Raw genomic sequence first — 18,943 nt, forward strand, 5'->3', positions numbered from 1 at the left:
TAGTATGGAGCGGTTAAATTTTTCTAGTTCTTCTAACTTTAGTCGAATCATTTATGGGATGTGGCGTTTAGCTAATGACGCTAATACATCAACCAAACATATTAGTAACAAAGTTAATTTATGCTTAGATCAGGGAATCACAACGTTTGATCAAGCTGCAGTATATGGTTTGTATACTGGAGAAGGCTTATTTGGGAGTGTTTTGAAGAAAACTCCATCCTTAAGGCATAAGATTGAAATCGTATCAAAATGTGGCATAGTTAATCCCTCTGATAGATACTCTAGTGCAACATTTAGTCATTATGACACTTCAAGAGAGCATATCTTTGACTCTGTTGATGCATCTTTAAAGAATATGTCTACAGATTATCTAGACCTATTATTAATCCATCGACAAGATCCTTATATGGATCATCTTGAGACTGGAAAGGCGTTAGATGAACTTGTTTTGTCTGGAAAAGTAAAGGAAGTTGGCGTCTCAAACTTTAAGCCTTGGGATTATAGGTTGTTGCAGTCAGGTATGAAAAGCCCATTGATAACAAATCAAATTGAGATGTCTTTAGCTGCAACTGATGCGTTTACAAATGGAGATCTTGCTTTCCATCAAGAGCAAAAAACAACTGTAATGGCTTGGTCACCACTTGGGGGCGGGAAATTGATGAGTAATAATGGATTACTTGGCAAGGCACTCGCAAAGATTGCAGCTAATCAAAATGTTGATATGGCAGCTGTTGCCGTTGCGTGGATATTAGCTCATCCAGCCAAAATTTGCCCTGTAATGGGTACAAATAATTTAGATAGGATTGCAAAAATTTCTGATGCAATGAAGGTTAAGATGGATCGTGAGACTTGGTTTGAGCTTTATACTGCATCATTTAATGATGGTGTTCTGCCATGGCGCCTTCCTTAATTTATTTAAAATAACAATACTTCGACTTGGCTGAATGAAATAAATATCCTAAAGTATTGAATATATTTATGAATATTAGTCCCAGTCCTTCGTATAATCTATAGTTTTTTTAGTTTCTTCAAATTATTATGAGCAAAAAATATAACATTGCTATCGTTGGCGCAACTGGTGCGGTTGGGGAAACATTGATCTCAATTCTCGATCAAAGAAAATTTCCTATTGAAAATTTGTACCCACTAGCATCCAAACGCTCCGCTGGAAGTAAGGTTTCATGCCAAGGAAAGTCATGGATTGTCGGGGATCTAGATACTTTTGATTTTTCTAAAGTTCAAATGGGTATATTTTCTGCTGGCGGCGATATTTCAGAAAAATATGCGCCAATTGCTGCTGCACAAGGGTGCATTGTAATTGATAACACATCTCACTTTAGAAGGGATGATGACATTCCGCTGGTTGTTCCAGAGGTTAATCCTCACGCGATAGCTAATTACACTAATCGAAATATTATTTCTAATCCAAACTGTTCAACAATTCAGATGCTCGTTGCTTTAAAGCCGATATATGATGCTGTTGGAATCTCTAGAATTAATGTTGCAACATACCAAGCAGTCTCTGGAAGTGGAAAAGAAGCGATTACTGAGCTTACTAATCAAACTGCTAATTTATTAAATGGCAATGATGTAGAGGTAGATGTTTATACCAAACAAATTGCTTTTAATGCTATTCCACATATTGATACATTTCAAGATAATGGATATACAAGAGAGGAAATGAAAATGGTTTGGGAGACTCAAAAAATATTTGAGGATGATAGCCTTCTTGTTAATCCTACTGCAGTAAGGATTCCAGTAGTATATGGCCATTCAGAAGCGGTTCATATTGAGACTAAAGAAAAAATTACAGCGATTGATGCTCGAAATTTACTTGAAAAAGCAGAAGGTGTCATTGTTATGGACGAAAGAAAAGATGGTGGATATGCAACACCTTTTGTTGAAGCAACCAATACTGACGCTACATATGTAAGCAGAATTAGGGAAGATATCAGTCATGATAAAGGTTTAAATTTATGGGTTGTGTCAGATAATATTAGAAAAGGGGCTGCTCTTAATAGTATTCAAATAGCTGAAATACTCATCAGAGACTATATTGCTTAAGATAAAATCAAATTATGATTACTAAAGAACGCAAGACAAATGAAACTGATATAGCCCTTAGGCTAGAGCTATATGGAAGTGGAAAAGCTGAGATAGAAACAGGCGTTCCATTTTTAGATCACATGCTAGATCAAATTGCTCGCCATGGGTTAATGGATATTTCAATTAAATGTGATGGTGATAATGAAATAGACGATCATCATACGGTTGAAGATGTTGGAATAACTTTTGGACAAGCGTTCTTTGATGCTGTAGGTGATAAAAAAGGATTGACGCGTTATGGCCATGCCTATGTTCCTTTAGATGAGGCATTGTCAAGAGTAGTTATAGATTTATCTGGCCGACCTGGGCTGGATCTTGGGGTTAAATTTACAAGAGATAGGGTAGGTACATTTGATTTAGATTTAATTAGAGAATTCTTCCAGGGTTTTGTAAATCATGCCTTAGTTACTCTCCATATTGATAATTTGAAAGGCATAAATTCTCATCACCAAGCAGAAACTGTTTTCAAAGCTTTTGGAAGAGCGCTTCGAATGGCTGTGACTCCAGATGAGAGGCAAGCAAATACAATCCCTTCGACCAAGGGCTCACTTTAAAAGACAATTAGGAAGAGCAACATGCAAACAATTGCAATTGTTGACTATGGAATGGGAAATGTACGTTCTGTTCAAAAAGCTATTGAGCATGTAGCACCAAATGATAAGTGCCTTCTTACTAATAATCCAAAAGTCATAAGAGATTCTGACCGTGTTGTTTTTCCAGGACAAGGGGCGATGGGTTCGTGCATGAACGCTCTTGCTTCAAATGAACTAATTGATGAAGTTAAATTAGCTTCGAAATCAAAACCATTTCTTGGAATATGCCTTGGTTTGCAATTATTATTTGACTATAGTGAAGAAAATAATACAACTGAAGGGCTTTCAATAGTTCCAGGAAAAGTCATAAAATTTCAAAATAGTGAACTTAAAATACCACATATGGGTTGGAATAGAGTAAATCAAGTAAAGAATCACCCACTATGGCATAAAATTGACAATAACAGTCGCTTTTATAGTGTGCACAGTTATTATGTAGAAGAGGTCGATGAAAGTTGTGTTGCCGGAACGACAGATTATGGACATACTTTTACATCTGCAATTGCAATCGATCAACTCTTTGCTGTGCAATTCCATCCAGAAAAGTCACAAAGTGATGGGCTGCAACTACTTAAAAACTTTACTAATTGGACATAGTAAATTAGCTTTTGATTAGTTTTTTAAGATTGACTAAATAATTACCTTGATCTAAAGTAGTGTTATTCTTTTGAGAATTGAATATCATTTCGGCTATACATTCCATCATCAGATGTTCAACTTCATGCGTGTCACTATGCTTTGCAATAAGTTTTTTATGTATATCATTAATTCCAATCGGCTGATCAAGTGTGAGCTGATCTTGAAGAGCTAAATGAAGATTTATGTGAAGGAATGGATTTGTTTTTCCTTGCTCTGGGAAATATTCTAAATTTATGTCATTAATGAGGGCGTGATACTCTGGATGCTTCTGAACTATCAACGCAAGCTGAAGCTCAAGAGGCTCTAGTATTTCACCATTGATATGTTTTTGCCATGAGCTGGCTAGAAATTCTCTTTGTTTAGATCTATCTTGTGAGAACACTATACGTTAGATTTTATAGGTTTTTCTCTTCATACTCACATAAGTCTAAAAGCTTACACTCTGTGCAATGAGGTGATCTCGCCTTACAGACGTATCTTCCATGAAGAATCATTAAATGATGAGCTGGGACTTTAAATTCATCAGGTATGAACTTAATTAGCTTCTTTTCAACTTCTAGAACTGTTTTTCCTGAGGCTATTGCTGTTCTATTGGCTACTCTATATATGTGAGTATCAACTGCAATAGTTGGTTGTCCAAATGCTGTATTAAGAACTACATTTGCAGTCTTGCGGCCCACACCAGGAAGTGCCTCTAATTCTTTTCGAGTTTCAGGAACATTTGAGCTATATTTATCTATTAATATTCTGCAAGTTTGAATAATGTGTTTTGCTTTTGAATTAAATAAGCCAATCGACTTAATTGTGTCTCTAAGCGTATCCTCACCTAGCTCAAAAATGCTTTCAGGAGTATTTGCAAGAGGGAATAAGATATCAGTAACTTGATTTACACTTTTATCAGTTGCTTGCGCTGATAATGTCACAGCCACTAATAATTCAAATGATGTTGAGTAGTTTAGTTCAGTTGTCGGGTTTGGAATCTGCTTTAAAAGCCTAGCAAACATTTCACTTCTAGTTTCTGCGTTCATTTGAACCTTTTTTCGTTAAACTAAGGTCGAATATTATACTTAAACTTTACTTATTTTTCAATAGCAAGGTATTTTGATTAAAGAAATGTCTGAGCATAGTTCTCAAGATCTCTCCATAATTTTTGTTTCTCAGGAGATTTTTCTTTTAAGTTAAATAAGCTGTGCTCGAAACTATCTATTGATAAGAAGCCATTCTCACCATTTTGCACTCGTGATTGAACAATTTCAAACCACTGCTCCTGTTCAAATTCATTTAATAACTGGGGATAGTTTCTAGCTTTAAAGTTCAGGAATAATCTTGTGAGCCTCATATTTTCAAAATTTGGTTCAAAGTGCTTTATTTCCTCTTCTGAAAGGCTTTGAATTTGATTGCATATAGCTCTATCATTATTACTAATAAAGCCATCATATAGAGATTGATCAACATCATTACTTGGCTCTCTTTCCCCTTTATCATTATAAATCGATTGGACCTTTTCTTCAATTTTTTTTATGTTGTTTTGAATGTAAAGTAAATTTTTTAAACAATTCTCCATATTTAAATTAAACTTCTTAATAAGGGCTGGAGACAACTTAAAACTAGTTGAATTTGGACTACATACAAACATTGGACTTTTATTAAAAACTAGTTCATTTAGCTCTAACTTATTGATCCCTTTTGGGAGGTCTGTTTTTTTAGAAAATGTGAGTGTTTTCAATTCATCAATCTCAAGCTCCATTAGAATTTCAGGATCCTGATTAAGATTAAAGACGATTGCGCGATCTGAATAATCGGGGTGATAACATATTGCAGTTACTAATCGAGTAAAAGATGATTTATAGCCAAAGGGTGAGCTTGTTAAAAGCATTGGATGAAGCAAACGAACTTGTCTGCTAACTTCTTTTTTATCGTTTAAACTAAGGGCATAATTAAAAAACTTGGGCTGACTTTTTTTAATAATAGCTGCAATTCCAATTGTGGCTCTTACATCAGCCATAGCATCATGCGCATTAGTATGTTCAATGTTATTTGCAGGCGCAAGTGTATCCAGTTTGAAAATTGGCCTATTCTTATCATTTTTAACCCACTTAAGGCTTCCCTCTTCTTTGTGAGCATAACAGAAACGTGCAACATTGAGAATGTCCCATCTTGCGTTACCATTTTGCCAATGCCAAGAATATGGGTCTATGAAATTTCTAAATAGAGTGTGCCTTGTAAATTCATCATCAAATGCTATAGAGTTGTAACCAACAATGCATGTCTCAGGTTTTGAAAATTCTTGATGTATCTTTTTGATAAAGTCATGTTCTATTAATCCTTTTTTCTCACATAATTGTGGCGTTATGCCTGTGACTGCGCATGCCTCAGGCGCAGGCAAGGAATCATGGGTTGGTTTACAGTAGAACATATGTTCTTCAAGAATATTAAGATTTTCATCAGTTCTAATGCCAGCAAACTGTGCAATTCTTTGAACTTTTGGCGATAATCCAAAAGTTTCATAATCGTACCAATAGAATGTTTTCATAGATTGTTTTTTTGGATTAATTATATATGTAACAAATACTTGTAATTGAAAGAGATATTATTTTGACTAAAAAAATGAGGTCATTGAGGTTTTAAACGATAGAAGATTAAATGAAAGTAATTTGATTTAAGGCAGACAATAAAAAACCCAGCACTTAGGCTGGGTTTTCATTAAATAATTCTTAAATTATTTTGGTACTACGTTGGCAGCTTGAGGTCCTTTGGCACCATCTTCAAGTTCAAATTCAACTTCTTGACCTTCTTCTAGTGATTTGTAACCATCACCTTGGATTGCTCTGAAGTGAACGAACACATCGTCACCACTTTCTTGCTCAATAAAACCAAAACCTTTTTTTGCGTCAAACCATTTAACGCGTCCTGTTGTTGTAGACATTCCGTCTCCTAAAAATAAATAAAACATGGAAAAGACGCAACCAACCCAAATTACTGTGAAACCGACTTACTACGAAGCAACAACACACTATTAAATTAGCTGTATTTTAACCAGCAATGTGATTTTAACCTATATTTTCGCCTTAAATACGCCTATTTGCTCGTAATTAGTAGCAATTAATCTTTTCTTTTTGGCTTGCCTCGTGAGAATTTCTTATCTTTATGTCTATTTGGCCTATCTCCACCTTTGCCTCTTGGCTTTCTCTCAAACTTCCTTTCACCACCCCTTCTTGAAGAATTTCTTTTAAAATCATCATTTTTTTGATGAGGAGAGGTCGTATTATTTTTTTCTGATAGCTCTTCAATATTAAGTTTTTTATCAAAAACCCTAGTTTTTTTCAAAATAGCAAGCGTTTCTTTTGTCATTTCATCGGGTAGATCAATTGTGGTAAAGTCTTGAAATATTTGGATTGCTCCAATAAACTCACTACTAATTTCAGCCTCATTAGCTATTGCACCCAAGACGTTACCCGGCTTAATGTTATCTTTATGACCAACAGCTAGCCTATACCTTCGCATTTTAATTGAAGGGTTATTTTTTAGCGGATCTGCATGAACTGAAATAGAAATTTTAGCCTTACTGCCTTCCTTAAATGAGCCTTGGCTTAACTCCTTTTCACTAAGAAGTAATGGCTCTGTGCCTTGCGCCATCAATGCTAATGCTGATGCTATTTTAAAAGCATCAACTTCATGCTCTTTTTGGAAACTTAGGATGAGTTCTTCAAAGATTCCCAACTCTTGATTATTAAGAGTATCACTTATTCTTTGTTTAAAATTTGTTACCCTTTGCTCATTAATAATTTTGGCAGAAGGAAGCTGCATTGGTGTGATTGGTTGACGCGTAATTCTTTCAATTGTCTGAAGCATTCTTCTTTCTCTTGGCGCTACAAATAGTATTGCTTTTCCTTCCCTACCTGCTCTACCTGTTCTTCCAATTCTGTGAACATAAGACTCTGGATCTTGAGGAATATCATAATTCACAACATGAGAAATTCGCTCAACATCTAATCCTCTAGCAGCTACATCGGTGGCAATTAGAATATCAATTTTCCCTTTTTTAAGTTGCTGGATTGTTCGCTCTCTTTGATTTTGAGCAATATCACCATTAATCGCTTCAGATGAAAAACCTCTTGCAGATAATTTTTCTGCTAAATCTACTGTTGCTGTTTTTGTTCTTACAAATATTAAAAGTGCATCAAATGTTTCTACTTCTAAGATTCGAGTCAACGCATCTAGCTTATTAACGCCACTAACCAGCCAATATCTTTGACTAATTGTTTGTGCTGTAGCGGTTTTTGTTTTTATCTTAACTATTTTTGGATCATTTAAGAATTTTTCTGCAACTCTTCTTATTACGTCAGGCATTGTTGCTGAAAAAAGTGCAATCTGACGTTCTTTCGGCAGCTTTTCCATTACCCACTTTACATCATCAATAAAGCCCATTCTTAACATTTCATCAGCCTCATCAAGCACTAATGCTTTAAGTGAGCCAAGCTTAAGAGTGCCTTTTTTTATATGATCCATTACTCTTCCAGGAGTTCCTACAACAACATGGACCCCTCTCTTTAATGGCCTTAGCTGAATATCATAAGACTGTCCACCATATATAGGAAGCACATGCAGTCCTTTAAGATGCCTAGCATAGGTTTGAATGGCCTCTGAAACTTGAATTGCTAGCTCCCTTGTCGGGGTTAACACTAAAAGCTGAACTTGATTAGTACTAATATCAATTCTATCAATTAATGGGAGTGAAAATGCTGCTGTTTTGCCAGTACCAGTTTGCGCCTGTCCAATAACATCATGACCATTTAGCAAGTAAGGTATACACTGCTCTTGAATTGCTGAAGGCGTTTCATAACCAACTTCATCAAGCACCTTTATTAAGGCCTCGGAAAGACCAAAACTTTTAAAATTTACGCTTGATTCATGTTCAGACATGTGAAGTGGGGGGAGTAAAAAGGTGCGTATTATACCTTAATTTGAAATTTTACATCTATAACCAGTATTTATCACTAGGATGAGGCTCGTAAAAATAAATTAAAACCATTTGATTGAGCAGCCCATTGAGGGAGTTTGATGGCTAGGACCATTTCCTGAAATTGCAATTTCTTTCATGGCTTCAAATAACTCTCTTTTCGCTCCATCAACTGACTCTTTTCTTGACTCATTAAGTCTCCCACGATATTGGAGTCCAAGGTTTTTGTTATAACCAAAAAAGTCTGGTGTACATACAGCGCCAAATGCTTTTGCCACTTCCTGCGTTTCGTCAATTAGGTATGGAAAAGGAAAATTTAAATCGGAAGAAATTTTTTTCATATTTTCAAATGAATCTTCTTCATATTCATTAGGGTCATTTGACATTATGCCGACACTATTTATGCCTAATTCAGAAAGCTCTTTTGTGTCTAGAATTATTTGATCAATAATTGATTTGACGTAAGGGCAGTGGTTACAGATAAACATTACTAGTAAGCCATTGGATCCTTTAAGACTATTTAGGTCATAAAGCTTGCCATCAACCCCCTTCAGCTCAAATTCAATTGCGGGTAAATTAAAATCACAAATTGGGCTTTCAGTCCTTACCATAATTTTCTCAATATCGTAATGACTATGATTTTAATATAGTTTGGATGATGTGTCCTGCCATCATTAATCCAAAAATATTAGGCATATATGATATTGCTCCATTCACCGCTCTTGGTCTTCCTGGAGGGCACAATTCGTTTTTATCCAAATCTTCATGTGGGAGGGCTTTTATTTGAACCTCTGTGGAATGAACAACTGGAAATTTTAAAGATGCGTGTTTACTTCTGAGTTGTCTTCTTAGCTCTCTAGCAAGACCACAATATTCTGTTTTATCCATTCTAGAGATTGTAACTTTAGTTGGGTCTAGCCTACCCCCAGCTCCCATGCTAGAAATTATTGGTTTGCCTGAGCGATTACAGGCATCAATTAAATTTGTCTTACAGGCAATTGCATCAATACAGTCCGCAACAAAATTTAAATCTTCATTCTTGGCTATTGATTCTGCTTCCTTGCTATCAATAAAAAGGTTTTTTTCATTGATTTCAGTATCCGGGTTAATATCTCTAAGTCTCTGCGCAAGAACTTTAACTTTTGAGCCACCTAAAGTTGAATGCAGAGCAATTACCTGACGATTAAGATCCGTATTTGAAATAGTATCGTAGTCAATTAAAGTCAACTCTCCAATTCCTGCCCTGCAGAGTGATTCAGCGCATGCTCCTCCAACACCCCCTAATCCAGCAATGACAACATGTGATTCTGCTAATTGAGCTAGGCCTAGTTGGCCAACTAATATTTCAGTACGTGCACAACTTCCTGACATTAATCTATATTAAAAATATTGCGTGTATTTTGGTCACACTGATCAATTACCTCATCAACAGTGAGTTTTTTAATTCTTGCAACTCTCTCAGCTACCTGAATTAATTCATCAGGGTTTTTATGGTCATCAGTTTCAATCACAATAGACTCAATTGGTAAAAATTTGACAATATCATGCAGTTTGTAAGCTTGAGGGTTGGTTAATGTATTGCCAAAACCAAACGAAAAATTAATTTTAAGTAAATTTTCAGCTTGTTGAATGCTGCCTGAATATGCGTGAATTACACCTCGAGATTTAGAGTGCGATTTAAGTAAGTCAGTCACATCTTCAGTTGCTTGGACTGAATGAATTATTAAAGGTAGATCAAAGCGAGTTGCCAAAGATATCTGCTCATCAAACATAAATCTCTGCGTATTCTGATCTTTAACTTTAACATAATCAAGGCCGCATTCACCAACCGCAACTGGCTTTTCTTCCTCGATACGAACTTCAAGATTGTATAAATCGATCATTTGGTGATTTTCAATAAACCAAGGATGAATTCCAAGTGCAAAGTGACTATTATTGTCTGCTGAACAGCAAGCAATAACGCTATCCCAGTTATCTTTCCCAGTTGATGGAACAATAACCCCAGTTGTAGAGCTAGAAGGGGAGTTAACATTATCAAAATCTAAGTGTATATGTGAGTTAAGCATTATTTTTTTTTTATCTAATGGATAATATAATAATATATTTTTTTAAAACAAAATAAATGAAATTTTTTTCTGATAAATTATCTCAGATTCATCTAGTCTTGCTCGTAGCCGGTTTTTTAACATTAACTGGTAATTTTACATTTTTCAAAAAAACATTGCTGGTTTATCCACTTTCTGAGAACTTGTTTTTTTTAGGGTCTTTATTTCTTTTTTTATTTACTTTTTTGTCTGCCTTACTAATTCTGATTTGCTATAGAAAGACAACCAAGCCAATTTTAATTCTACTGCTAGTAAGCTCTTCACTGGTTAGTTATAGTACAAATAATTTTGGCATTGTGTTTGACCATAACATGATAACCAATACATTTGAAACAGATCCAAGTGAATTGCGGGACTTGATAAATTTTAAATCAATCTTATATTTTCTAGTTTTGGGACTTCTACCTTCCTTTATTGTATTCAAAATTGAACTAAAAAAGTTAACGTCAAAAACACAATTTCTTCAGAGGCTTAAATATTTCATAGTTTTGATAGTTCTTTTTGTAGTAGTTGTCTTGTCATTTTCAAAGCACTACACATCTTTTGCAAGAGAGAATCGTGATTTAAGACTCTATATCAATCCTACATATTATTTATATTCTGGAGCTAAGTTTATTGATTCAAAGATTGCGACCTCTGCAGCTCCCTTTAAGGTAATTGGTCTCGATGCACAAATTAACAAGAGGTCTGACAAAAGGCGTTTGGTGGTTTTTGTCATAGGAGAGACTGTAAGAAGGGACCATATGTCAATTAATGGTTATGACCTTCAAACTAACCCTTATTTGGAAAAAGAGGAGGTCATCTCATTCAAGAATTTGACTTCGTGTGGAACTGATACTGCTTGGTCTGTTCCATGCATGTTTTCTTTATTAGGTCGTGATGAATACTCACATGCAAAGGGAAAAAACATGAGTAATGTTCTCGATTTAATAAGCCATGCAGGTGCCAGTGTTATTTGGTATGAAAACAACTCCAGTTCAAAGAGTGTCGCTGATCGCATTGCTTTTAAAGACTATCGTTCATCAGAGCAAAATTCTATATGCAATCCTGAGTGCAGAGATGAAGGGATGCTGGTTAATATGCAAAGCTATATTGATGATCAAAATGATAAAGATACGTTGATTATTCTCCACACAATGGGGAGTCATGGTCCAGCTTATTACAAGAGGTACCCAGAGGAATTTGAAGTATTTGTTCCAGTATGTAAAACAAGCCAGTTAAACGAGTGTAATGATCAAGAAATTAGTAATGCTTATGACAATACAATTCTTTATGCAGATTATTTTCTTTCAAAAGTTATAGGGCTTTTAAAGAGAAATTCACAAGAGCTAGATACAGCAATGTTTTATGTTAGTGACCATGGGGAGTCTTTAGGAGAAAACGGTCTTTATTTACATGGAATGCCATATTTTATGGCGCCAGACGAGCAGATTGATGTTCCAGCAGTGATGTGGCTAAATGATTCTATGTCTAAGGTTTTTGATGTTGAGTCAATAAAGAATAAAGAAGAACTTCCTCTTTCCCATGATAATTTGTTTCACACTTTATTGGGATTGATGGACGTTGAAACTAACCTTTATGATAAGAATCTTGATTTAATGGCAAAATAGTCTGGAAATTCTTTCTCATTTTATGTACAGATATTTCATGTGTTTGCCATATGAAAACTTACATCAAGAATAAAAAGTGATTATAATAGTCCGATTATTCTGATCCGACATATAGAAGCAAGTTATGAAAACATTTAGTGCGAAAGCTGAAGAAGTAAAAAGAGAGTGGTTTTTAGTAGATGCAGATGGTAAGACTCTTGGGCGTCTAGCAACTGAAGTTGCATCTCGTCTTCGTGGTAAGCATAAGCCTGAATTTACGCCTCATGTGGATACAGGTGATTATATTGTTATCGTTAATGCGGCTAAAATAACCGTGACTGGAAATAAATTTAATGACAAAATGTATCATCATCATACTGGATATGTTGGTAATCTGAAATCAGTTCCATTTAAAGATCTTCTTGCTAAAAAGCCTGAGGAAGTTATTCAAAAAGCTGTTAAAGGAATGTTGCCAAAAGGCCCATTAGGCAGAGAAATGTTTAGAAAAATGAAGGTTTTTGCTGGTAGTGATCATACCCATCAATCTCAACAACCACAAGTATTGGATATTTAAGGCATATTATTATGGCAGATAAAGAAGTATTTTACGCAACTGGAAGAAGAAAGACATCAGTTGCCCGTGTTTACATGACTAAAGGTAAGGGTGTTTTTACAGTTAATAAAAAGCCTATGGCTGAATATTTTGGTAGAGAGACATCTTCAATGATTATTAACCAACCGCTAGATGTGGTTGAAATGCATAACAAGTTTGATTTTACTATCATGGTTAAAGGTGGTGGTGATACAGGCCAAGCTGGTGCTATTAGACTTGGAGTTACTAGAGCCTTGATGGCTTATGATGAGGCGACTCGTCCTGGATTACGAAGTGCTGGACTAGTGACACGTGATGCACGTGTAGTTGAGCGTAAGAAGGTTGGTAGGAAGAAGGCGCGTAAGAGTGAGCAGTACTCAAAACGTTAATCTTGCGAACAAAATTTACTTCAAAAAAACCCGCTACTCGCGGGTTTTTTTATACCTAAATTTCTATTGACTTAGTTTGTATAGTCGTAACGACCCAGTTGGTTGAATTGGATAACTGATTTAATTGAATCAATATATTCATTGCCAGGAAATGCATAATTACCTAGACCTTCTGCTAGAACGATTCCTTTAATGGGCTGCATGTCATTGCGCTGCTTTTCTCTTATCTGTCGAAGCTCTTCATAGGCATAGCTTCGATTAATATTAAGTACATAGTAATCTACGCACTCTTCTAAGGAATTAAAGCTCGCAACCTCATGCGTTGCGCTCTGATCTCTTTCTTTAGGAATTATTCCACAACCTTTAGAAAAACACCAGATTCCAAAATAATTATTAAAATCCTTGGCAAATCTTGATCTTCCCCAATTTGACTCATTTGCCGCTTGAGCAAGAACAAGGGAAGGGGGGAGGATATCAATAACTTTTAATAACTCTTCTTGAGTAGCTGGATGTTTGACCCGATACTTTGATGCTAATTTTTCGAGTTCATTGACGCTTAATTCATTATTTAATATAGAATCTCTAAGGTCAATTATCTCAGTATTCTTTTGATGAATTGCTGGAAGAAGGTAATTAAAAAAAACTTCTTTTCTTACAATAGTGTTTTCAATGGAATCAAAACTAGGTTTAAACGATGAAAGTGATGCTGAAGAGACAAGAGTACTTACTGAAAATAGCGTAACTAAAAGACAGAGGTTTTTTAGAATTTTTTTGATATTTCTATATTTATTGACCATTAATTAATCAATTCACAGTTGAAATTTAAAGTCATTATCCAGTAAAAACAAAGTTTTATCTTTCTAATTTTAAAAATAATAACTAGTCTTTAATATCCTAATAGATCTTCAAATTATATGACTGTGCTAGAAGTTAAATTGAAGCTCACAAAGTTTCTTGTATAGCTTTGAGCTGGATAATAAATCTTGATGACTCCCTTCAGCAATTAATCGTCCCTTATCGATTAGTAAAATACGATCTGCATGCATAATTGTTGCAAGTCTATGAGCAATTATCAATGTAGTTCTGCCCTCCATTAGGACTTTTAAAGCGTCCTGCACTTTTTGTTCACTATCAGCATCTAGAGCGCTGGTGGCCTCATCTAGAAGAAGAATTGATGGGTCTTTGAGTATTGCTCTCGCTATAGCAATACGTTGACGCTGACCTCCTGATAAGCGAACACCTTGCTCTCCAAGATAGCTATCAAAGCCATCAGGAAGCTGCTCTATAAACTCTAACGCATAGGCTTCTTTTGCAGCATCCTTTATTTGATTTATATTTGCAGTTGGGTTGCCATATCCAATATTATGCGTGACATCAGCTGAGAACAATGTCGGTTGTTGCGGCACTACTCCAATACTTGAACGAAGAGTCTTAGGATCCAGATCAACTAGGTTAATATCACTAACATCAATACTGCCTTTAGACGGATCATAAAATCTTTGTAGTAGCTCAAAAATAGTTGTCTTACCTGCACCTGAGAGGCCAACAATTGCTACTGTTTCACCTTCCTTAACTTTAAACGTAAGTTCTTCAAGGGCTGACTGTTCTGGTCTTGATGGGTAGCTAAAGTGAACATTGTTAAAGCTTAGAGAGAGGGCGCCATTATCTAATTTTCTAGGCGCAACTGGAGCAAAAATCTGTGATTTTTCTGATAGTAATTCAAGAAGTCGTTCTGTTGCACCAGCTGCTCTTTGGAGCTGCCCATAAATCTCTGAAATAACAGCTACGGACCTTGCAACCATGATTGCATAAAAAACAAACGCAGCTAGTTCACCGGCTGTGATTTGTCCATTTGCAACATCTTTAGCGCCAGCCCATATCATAGAGCCTAGACCCGTAAAAACTAGAATCATTGCCGCTGCAATTAGCAGGGAGCTCTGCATTATTCGCTTTTTTGCAACTGCAAAAGCTTTTTCAACTTCCTCGCTAAATGCTTGAGATTCTTCAGGCTCACGAGTAAAGCTTTGGACAACTTTAATGTTTTGTACTATTTCTCCAGCATAGGTTCCAATATCTGCGACTGTGTCTTGACTCTTTCTTGAAAGCGATCTTAAGCGTCGACCATATATTGCCATAGGAAGAAGGATAATGGGGACGCTAACAAGAACAATGAGAGCAAGTTTTATGTTGGTAATAATCATCATTGTGAGTCCGCCAAAAAATAGAAGGACGCTACTCAGGGCCATTGATATTGAGAAACCAAAAATAGATTGAAGCAAAGTAGTATCAGTTGTTAATCGTGCATTTATTTCTCCGCTTCGGTTTACTTCAAAATAATGAGGGTGTAAAGTAAGTAAGTGATTAAATACTGCTAGGCGAACATCATTACTGACTCGTTCGCCAATCCATGATACGAAGTAAAAGCGTATAAAGGTTGCTACTACCATGGTGATTAAAACTACTGCAATGAGTAGCATTGCCTTATTATCAAGCGTATAAATCCCCTCATCTATAAATAATTTAATGCCTTGTCCAAATAATAAAAATGCTAATGAACTAAAAATGAGCGCAATAATAGCAATTAAGGCAATTTTTTTATAGGGTCTTAAAAAGGGTGCTAATCGAAGCAGGAGGCGTAAGTCTTGCTTCTGAATATTTTCAGTACTAGAAATTTTTCTGTTAATTAGGCTCATTTTTTAGGCACGCCTTAAGGGTTTTATTTGAATTGGGTTACTCTTCGCTAGGCTTTCTTAAAAGGAGCTCATTAACAGCCTCCCTGGGAGTGGTCCTACCTTCAGTTACTGCAAGAACTTGTTCGCAAATTGGCATTTCGATTTGATGATTATTTGCAATCATAATTACCAGCTCTAAAGCTTTAAACCCTTCAACTGTAGCATTGATATTTTTTAGAGCTTTATCGGCAGGTATATTATTAGCCAGTTCTTTACCAAAACGACGATTTCTAGATAAATCATCCGAGCAGGTGAGAACTAAATCACCCATTCCAGAGAGTCCTTGGAAAGTAACCTTATCTGCTCCTAGAGCTTCGCCTAGTCGAGTCATTTCGGCCAAGCCTCTTGTAATTAGAGCGGCTTGTGTATTTGCACCAAAACCAAGTCCATTTGCAATTCCAGCAGCAATTGCTAGAATATTTTTTACAGAGCCACCAACTTGAACACCAACTATATCAGAATTTGTATAAGCCCGTAAATTGCTAGTTTGTATTATTTCAGCCCAAAAATCTCTTGTCATTTTATCTTCAGAGGCAACAACTATGGCAGCAGGTTTTTTTTCAACAATTTCTGCAGCAAAAGTTGGCCCAGATATTGCGCAGGGATGATGACTAGGAAATTTTTGACTAAAAGATTCATGAAGAAGTTGTCCATTGTCTGGATCAAACCCCTTTGTTACCCAAGCAATGGGTTTACTTTTTACATGAGGGCTGAGGTTTTTAAGTACGCTATTAAATGATGAGCTTGGGGTTGCAATAAGAACGGCTTGCGATTCCTCAATAACCTCAAAGCTATTGCCTATAGAGATGTTAGAGTTAAACGGGACGGACAGTGCTTCATGCTGATTACCTAGTCCCTTAGTGTTTGCTTTATCTTTTGTAATTAGAAAAATTTTTTCAAATTTTTCACTTAGAGCAATTGCAAGGGCACTTCCCCATGCACCAGCTCCAATAATCGCTAAAGATTTTTTCATATTAGTTATTTTTGAATTGGTAATTCAGCTTTTTGCCATGCATTAAAGCCACCTTTTAGGCTAGATACGTTTTGAAATTCATTTTTAGAAAGAAAGCCTGAAATTTGATCAGATCGAGTGCCACTTTTACAATAGACAAGTATATTTTTTGATTTATCAAGTGAGCCCATTTTATTTTTAACTTGGCTCATAGGGATATTAATATCATTATTAATAAATCCAGAAGAGCGTTCTTTTTCCTCTCGTACATCTAAAATGATCAGCTCATCATCATCCATCAAAGAAACTGCAGCATTAGTATCAACAACTGCATATTTTTTAAACTTGTCTCCATAGATGTTTACTATGAGAAGAATAATAAGAGCAAGTAAGGTTCCGGTGAGTAAAAGCTCGCCTTGTAAAAACTGAATTAATTCCATGATTATTGATTGTCCTGTAAAAAAGTATTAAGCATTTGATGTCCATGTTCTGTGAGAATAGATTCAGGATGAAATTGGACACCTTCAATTGGGTAAGAGTTATGACGAACGCCCATTATTTCTTCAATATCTCCAGACTCTGTATTAGTCCAAGCGGTTACCTCGAAGCAATTTGGTAAGGTCGTCTTTTCAGCAACTAGTGAGTGGTAACGAGTTGCATTTAGAGGATTTTTAAGACCTTTAAAAACGCTCTTAGAGGTGTGATGAACAGGTGAAACTTTACCATGCATAATCTTCTGGGCGCCAATAATATTTCCACCAAATGATTGAACAATAGCCTGAAAACCTAAGCATACGCCTAGTATAGGAAACTTCCCAGCAAACTTTTTGATTAGCTCTAAAGAAATTCCAGCTTCATTTGGAGTGCATGGGCCTGGCGATATTACGATATAGTTAGGGTTTAAACTTTCAATCTCATTAATAGAGATTTCATCATTTCTATAGACGACAACTTCTTGACCAAGTTCACCAAAATACTGAACCAAGTTATAAGTAAATGAATCGTAGTTGTCGATCATTAGCAACATAGAAAACCTAATTTAAAGCCGATTAAACGAAGTTTATTTTACAGATAAAAATGATACAAAGTTGAGGCACTGAAAGTAGCAGCTAGTCTCAACAAAGCCACAATCTCTTAGTCGGTCAATGTGAGTTTTTTTAGTTTCAGTAATCATCACGTTTTCAATCGCTTGTCGTTTGTTTGCAATTTCAAGCTCGCTATAGCCATTTTCTCTTTTGAAATCTAGGTGAAGCTTAGTAATATGATCTTGTGTTTCAGGATCCTCAAAGTGTATCTTTTCACTAATTATTAATACGCCTCCAGGGTTTAGCCCATCATATATTTTTTTTAAGAGCGCAGCTCTTGCTCCAACATCAATAAACTGAAGCGTTAAGTTTAAAACAACAATAGACGCATCATTGATCTCGGTGTCAGTAATGTCTGAACAAAGCACTTGCAAGTTATCAATTTTATTAAATAAGTTTGCTTGACATTTTTTGACCATTTCAGCTGAGTTATCAATAGCAATAAATGTGTTATTTTTATTTTTATTATTTAGTGCAAGAGCAAGTGATATTGCTCCTGTCGACGAGCCAAGATCATAATAGTTAGTATTATCTTGCCCATACATTCTGGTGACAAGGCCAACCATTTGAATCATAGAGTCATATCCAGGAACAGATCTTCTAACCATATCATCAAATACCTTAACCACATCTGCATCGAAACGAAAATCAGCTATATCAACATTATTGTTAAATAAATTATCACGCATAAAGTGACTCTAAAAAAATTTCAGAAACAAGTAATTTGGTTTCCCCAATTTTAAAAGTTGAACGCCTGGCCCATGATTTATTGAAACTTCCAACTTCAAGATGACCACGTTTAATCTCAGGATCATTAAATAAGATTTCTCCCAATGGCATGGCTCCAATTTTTAGAATTTCACTTGTATCTGCTGTCAATGGGATTAATGAGCGTGCAATAACAACGGGTCTTTGAGATCCAATAAGCTCAACTTCTCTTACAATAAAAGTCTGATTATTACTTGCTGCGAGAAGCTTTAATTCGCAATCATAGGGATTATCTTGCTCTTGAGAGAGAACATTAACTTTGAAATCTTCATATTTATCTCTAAGTTTAGCAGTTAAAGATTGGCCATCCAGTAGCCAGTTGCAGACGTGCTCAGGCACCCCTTCTTGAGGATTAAAAATTCGCCATTGAAACTTATCTGGATTGAACATAGGTTAGGTATTTTACAAGAGTCTTTAATTTTAATGAGTTCTA

22 protein-coding genes are annotated in these 18,943 nt (G+C 35.7%); 7 read left to right on the forward strand and 15 right to left on the reverse strand.

Annotation, left to right across the window (positions count from 1 at the left end):
- The first annotated feature begins 4 nt into the window (after positions 1–4).
- From ABXT69_RS01290 to hisH, 4 genes are all read left to right on the forward strand, one after another.
- Complete coding sequence (locus ABXT69_RS01290) at positions 5–910, forward strand: aldo/keto reductase (protein WP_416678463.1); 906 nt, start codon at positions 5–7, stop codon at positions 908–910.
- Positions 911–1,038: 128 nt separating this feature from the next.
- Positions 1,039–2,064 carry an aspartate-semialdehyde dehydrogenase gene (locus ABXT69_RS01295; RefSeq protein WP_416678465.1) on the forward strand — a complete coding sequence of 342 codons (1,026 nt, stop codon included), beginning with the start codon at positions 1,039–1,041 and terminating at the stop codon, positions 2,062–2,064.
- 14 nt (positions 2,065–2,078) lie between these two features.
- The gene (gene hisB, locus ABXT69_RS01300) at positions 2,079–2,660 is read left to right on the forward strand and encodes an imidazoleglycerol-phosphate dehydratase HisB (protein ID WP_416678467.1); all 582 of its coding nucleotides are present in this window, start codon (positions 2,079–2,081) and stop codon (positions 2,658–2,660) included.
- 21 nt (positions 2,661–2,681) lie between these two features.
- The gene (gene hisH / locus ABXT69_RS01305) at positions 2,682–3,296 is read left to right on the forward strand and encodes an imidazole glycerol phosphate synthase subunit HisH (protein WP_416678468.1); all 615 of its coding nucleotides are present in this window, start codon (positions 2,682–2,684) and stop codon (positions 3,294–3,296) included.
- Positions 3,297–3,300: 4 nt separating this feature from the next.
- Here the strand turns inward: hisH and ABXT69_RS01310 are convergent, their stop codons facing one another.
- The 8 genes from ABXT69_RS01310 to ABXT69_RS01345 form a co-directional block, all read right to left on the reverse strand.
- Entirely contained in the window at positions 3,301–3,720 is a 420-nt protein-coding gene (locus tag ABXT69_RS01310; protein ID WP_416678470.1) for a DUF1841 family protein, read from the reverse strand.
- 13 nt (positions 3,721–3,733) lie between these two features.
- The gene (nth, locus tag ABXT69_RS01315) at positions 3,734–4,366 is read right to left on the reverse strand and encodes an endonuclease III (RefSeq protein ID WP_416678472.1); all 633 of its coding nucleotides are present in this window, start codon (positions 4,364–4,366) and stop codon (positions 3,734–3,736) included.
- 77 nt (positions 4,367–4,443) lie between these two features.
- Positions 4,444–5,871, reverse strand: a complete 1,428-nt coding sequence (gene sbcB / locus ABXT69_RS01320) for an exodeoxyribonuclease I (RefSeq protein ID WP_416678474.1) — start codon at positions 5,869–5,871, stop codon at positions 4,444–4,446.
- Between the two features lie 186 nt (positions 5,872–6,057).
- On the reverse strand, positions 6,058–6,264 hold the full coding sequence (locus tag ABXT69_RS01325) for a cold-shock protein (protein WP_114114942.1): 207 nt from the start codon (positions 6,262–6,264) through the stop codon (positions 6,058–6,060).
- A gap of 176 nt (positions 6,265–6,440) precedes the next feature.
- A complete protein-coding gene (locus tag ABXT69_RS01330; protein ID WP_416678476.1) occupies positions 6,441–8,261 on the reverse strand; it encodes a DEAD/DEAH box helicase in 1,821 nt (606 codons plus the stop codon).
- Between the two features lie 99 nt (positions 8,262–8,360).
- Positions 8,361–8,909, reverse strand: a complete 549-nt coding sequence (locus ABXT69_RS01335) for a thioredoxin family protein (RefSeq protein ID WP_416678478.1) — start codon at positions 8,907–8,909, stop codon at positions 8,361–8,363.
- A 22-nt stretch (positions 8,910–8,931) separates the two neighbouring features.
- Positions 8,932–9,669 carry a ThiF family adenylyltransferase gene (locus ABXT69_RS01340; protein ID WP_416678480.1) on the reverse strand — a complete coding sequence of 246 codons (738 nt, stop codon included), beginning with the start codon at positions 9,667–9,669 and terminating at the stop codon, positions 8,932–8,934.
- Entirely contained in the window at positions 9,669–10,364 is a 696-nt protein-coding gene (locus ABXT69_RS01345; RefSeq protein WP_416678482.1) for a TatD family hydrolase, read from the reverse strand. The genes ABXT69_RS01340 and ABXT69_RS01345 overlap by 1 nt, the downstream gene beginning before the upstream one ends.
- Before the next feature lie 56 nt (positions 10,365–10,420).
- Between ABXT69_RS01345 and ABXT69_RS01350 the strand changes: the two genes are divergently transcribed.
- The 3 genes from ABXT69_RS01350 (at position 10,421) to rpsI (ending at position 12,973) form a co-directional block, all read left to right on the forward strand.
- On the forward strand, positions 10,421–12,013 hold the full coding sequence (locus ABXT69_RS01350) for a phosphoethanolamine transferase (protein ID WP_416678484.1): 1,593 nt from the start codon (positions 10,421–10,423) through the stop codon (positions 12,011–12,013).
- 124 nt (positions 12,014–12,137) lie between these two features.
- Positions 12,138–12,566, forward strand: a complete 429-nt coding sequence (gene rplM / locus ABXT69_RS01355) for a 50S ribosomal protein L13 (protein WP_416678485.1) — start codon at positions 12,138–12,140, stop codon at positions 12,564–12,566.
- An 11-nt stretch (positions 12,567–12,577) separates the two neighbouring features.
- Entirely contained in the window at positions 12,578–12,973 is a 396-nt protein-coding gene (gene rpsI, locus ABXT69_RS01360) for a 30S ribosomal protein S9 (protein WP_271541311.1), read from the forward strand.
- Positions 12,974–13,044: 71 nt separating this feature from the next.
- Here rpsI and ABXT69_RS01365 read toward each other — a convergent pair whose 3' ends face one another.
- From ABXT69_RS01365 to ABXT69_RS01395, 7 genes are all read right to left on the reverse strand, one after another.
- On the reverse strand, positions 13,045–13,770 hold the full coding sequence (locus ABXT69_RS01365) for a glucosaminidase domain-containing protein (RefSeq protein ID WP_416678487.1): 726 nt from the start codon (positions 13,768–13,770) through the stop codon (positions 13,045–13,047).
- A 126-nt stretch (positions 13,771–13,896) separates the two neighbouring features.
- Complete coding sequence (locus ABXT69_RS01370; protein WP_416678488.1) at positions 13,897–15,666, reverse strand: ABC transporter transmembrane domain-containing protein; 1,770 nt, start codon at positions 15,664–15,666, stop codon at positions 13,897–13,899.
- A gap of 37 nt (positions 15,667–15,703) precedes the next feature.
- Positions 15,704–16,678, reverse strand: coding sequence for an NAD(P)H-dependent glycerol-3-phosphate dehydrogenase (locus ABXT69_RS01375; protein ID WP_416678489.1), 975 nt, complete (start codon positions 16,676–16,678; stop codon positions 15,704–15,706).
- A gap of 5 nt (positions 16,679–16,683) precedes the next feature.
- Positions 16,684–17,097: a rhodanese-like domain-containing protein gene (locus ABXT69_RS01380; protein WP_416678491.1), complete on the reverse strand. Its 414-nt coding sequence runs from the start codon at positions 17,095–17,097 to the stop codon at positions 16,684–16,686.
- Between the two features lie 2 nt (positions 17,098–17,099).
- Positions 17,100–17,684 (reverse strand): aminodeoxychorismate/anthranilate synthase component II, encoded by a 585-nt coding sequence (locus tag ABXT69_RS01385; protein ID WP_416678492.1) that lies wholly within the window; start codon positions 17,682–17,684, stop codon positions 17,100–17,102.
- 33 nt (positions 17,685–17,717) lie between these two features.
- Positions 17,718–18,431, reverse strand: coding sequence for a carboxy-S-adenosyl-L-methionine synthase CmoA (cmoA, locus tag ABXT69_RS01390; RefSeq protein ID WP_416678494.1), 714 nt, complete (start codon positions 18,429–18,431; stop codon positions 17,718–17,720).
- Positions 18,424–18,900, reverse strand: coding sequence for a chorismate--pyruvate lyase family protein (locus ABXT69_RS01395; RefSeq protein ID WP_416678496.1), 477 nt, complete (start codon positions 18,898–18,900; stop codon positions 18,424–18,426). The genes cmoA and ABXT69_RS01395 overlap by 8 nt, the downstream gene beginning before the upstream one ends.
- Between the last annotated feature and the right edge of the window lie 43 nt (positions 18,901–18,943).

Source organism: Candidatus Pseudothioglobus sp. Uisw_016, assembly GCF_048087635.1.
Classification (GTDB): Bacteria; Pseudomonadota; Gammaproteobacteria; order PS1; family Pseudothioglobaceae; genus Pseudothioglobus.

Bases quoted from the DNA above. Each gene is read 5' to 3' on its own strand.
- ABXT69_RS01290 (WP_416678463.1), top strand. From the start codon at position 5: ATGGAGCGGTTAAATTTTTCTAGTTCTTCTAACTTTAGTCGAATCATT.
- ABXT69_RS01295 (WP_416678465.1), top strand. From the start codon at position 1,039: ATGAGCAAAAAATATAACATTGCTATCGTTGGCGCAACTGGTGCGGTT.
- hisB (WP_416678467.1), top strand. From the start codon at position 2,079: ATGATTACTAAAGAACGCAAGACAAATGAAACTGATATAGCCCTTAGG.
- hisH (WP_416678468.1), top strand. From the start codon at position 2,682: ATGCAAACAATTGCAATTGTTGACTATGGAATGGGAAATGTACGTTCT.
- nth (WP_416678472.1), bottom strand. From the start codon at position 4,366: ATGAACGCAGAAACTAGAAGTGAAATGTTTGCTAGGCTTTTAAAGCAG.
- sbcB (WP_416678474.1), bottom strand. From the start codon at position 5,871: ATGAAAACATTCTATTGGTACGATTATGAAACTTTTGGATTATCGCCA.
- ABXT69_RS01325 (WP_114114942.1), bottom strand. From the start codon at position 6,264: ATGTCTACAACAACAGGACGCGTTAAATGGTTTGACGCAAAAAAAGGT.
- ABXT69_RS01330 (WP_416678476.1), bottom strand. From the start codon at position 8,261: ATGTCTGAACATGAATCAAGCGTAAATTTTAAAAGTTTTGGTCTTTCC.
- ABXT69_RS01335 (WP_416678478.1), bottom strand. From the start codon at position 8,909: ATGGTAAGGACTGAAAGCCCAATTTGTGATTTTAATTTACCCGCAATT.
- ABXT69_RS01340 (WP_416678480.1), bottom strand. From the start codon at position 9,669: ATGTCAGGAAGTTGTGCACGTACTGAAATATTAGTTGGCCAACTAGGC.
- ABXT69_RS01345 (WP_416678482.1), bottom strand. From the start codon at position 10,364: ATGCTTAACTCACATATACACTTAGATTTTGATAATGTTAACTCCCCT.
- ABXT69_RS01350 (WP_416678484.1), top strand. From the start codon at position 10,421: ATGAAATTTTTTTCTGATAAATTATCTCAGATTCATCTAGTCTTGCTC.
- rplM (WP_416678485.1), top strand. From the start codon at position 12,138: ATGAAAACATTTAGTGCGAAAGCTGAAGAAGTAAAAAGAGAGTGGTTT.
- rpsI (WP_271541311.1), top strand. From the start codon at position 12,578: ATGGCAGATAAAGAAGTATTTTACGCAACTGGAAGAAGAAAGACATCA.
- ABXT69_RS01365 (WP_416678487.1), bottom strand. From the start codon at position 13,770: ATGGTCAATAAATATAGAAATATCAAAAAAATTCTAAAAAACCTCTGT.
- ABXT69_RS01370 (WP_416678488.1), bottom strand. From the start codon at position 15,666: ATGAGCCTAATTAACAGAAAAATTTCTAGTACTGAAAATATTCAGAAG.
- ABXT69_RS01375 (WP_416678489.1), bottom strand. From the start codon at position 16,678: ATGAAAAAATCTTTAGCGATTATTGGAGCTGGTGCATGGGGAAGTGCC.
- ABXT69_RS01380 (WP_416678491.1), bottom strand. From the start codon at position 17,097: ATGGAATTAATTCAGTTTTTACAAGGCGAGCTTTTACTCACCGGAACC.
- ABXT69_RS01385 (WP_416678492.1), bottom strand. From the start codon at position 17,684: ATGTTGCTAATGATCGACAACTACGATTCATTTACTTATAACTTGGTT.
- cmoA (WP_416678494.1), bottom strand. From the start codon at position 18,431: ATGCGTGATAATTTATTTAACAATAATGTTGATATAGCTGATTTTCGT.
- ABXT69_RS01395 (WP_416678496.1), bottom strand. From the start codon at position 18,900: ATGTTCAATCCAGATAAGTTTCAATGGCGAATTTTTAATCCTCAAGAA.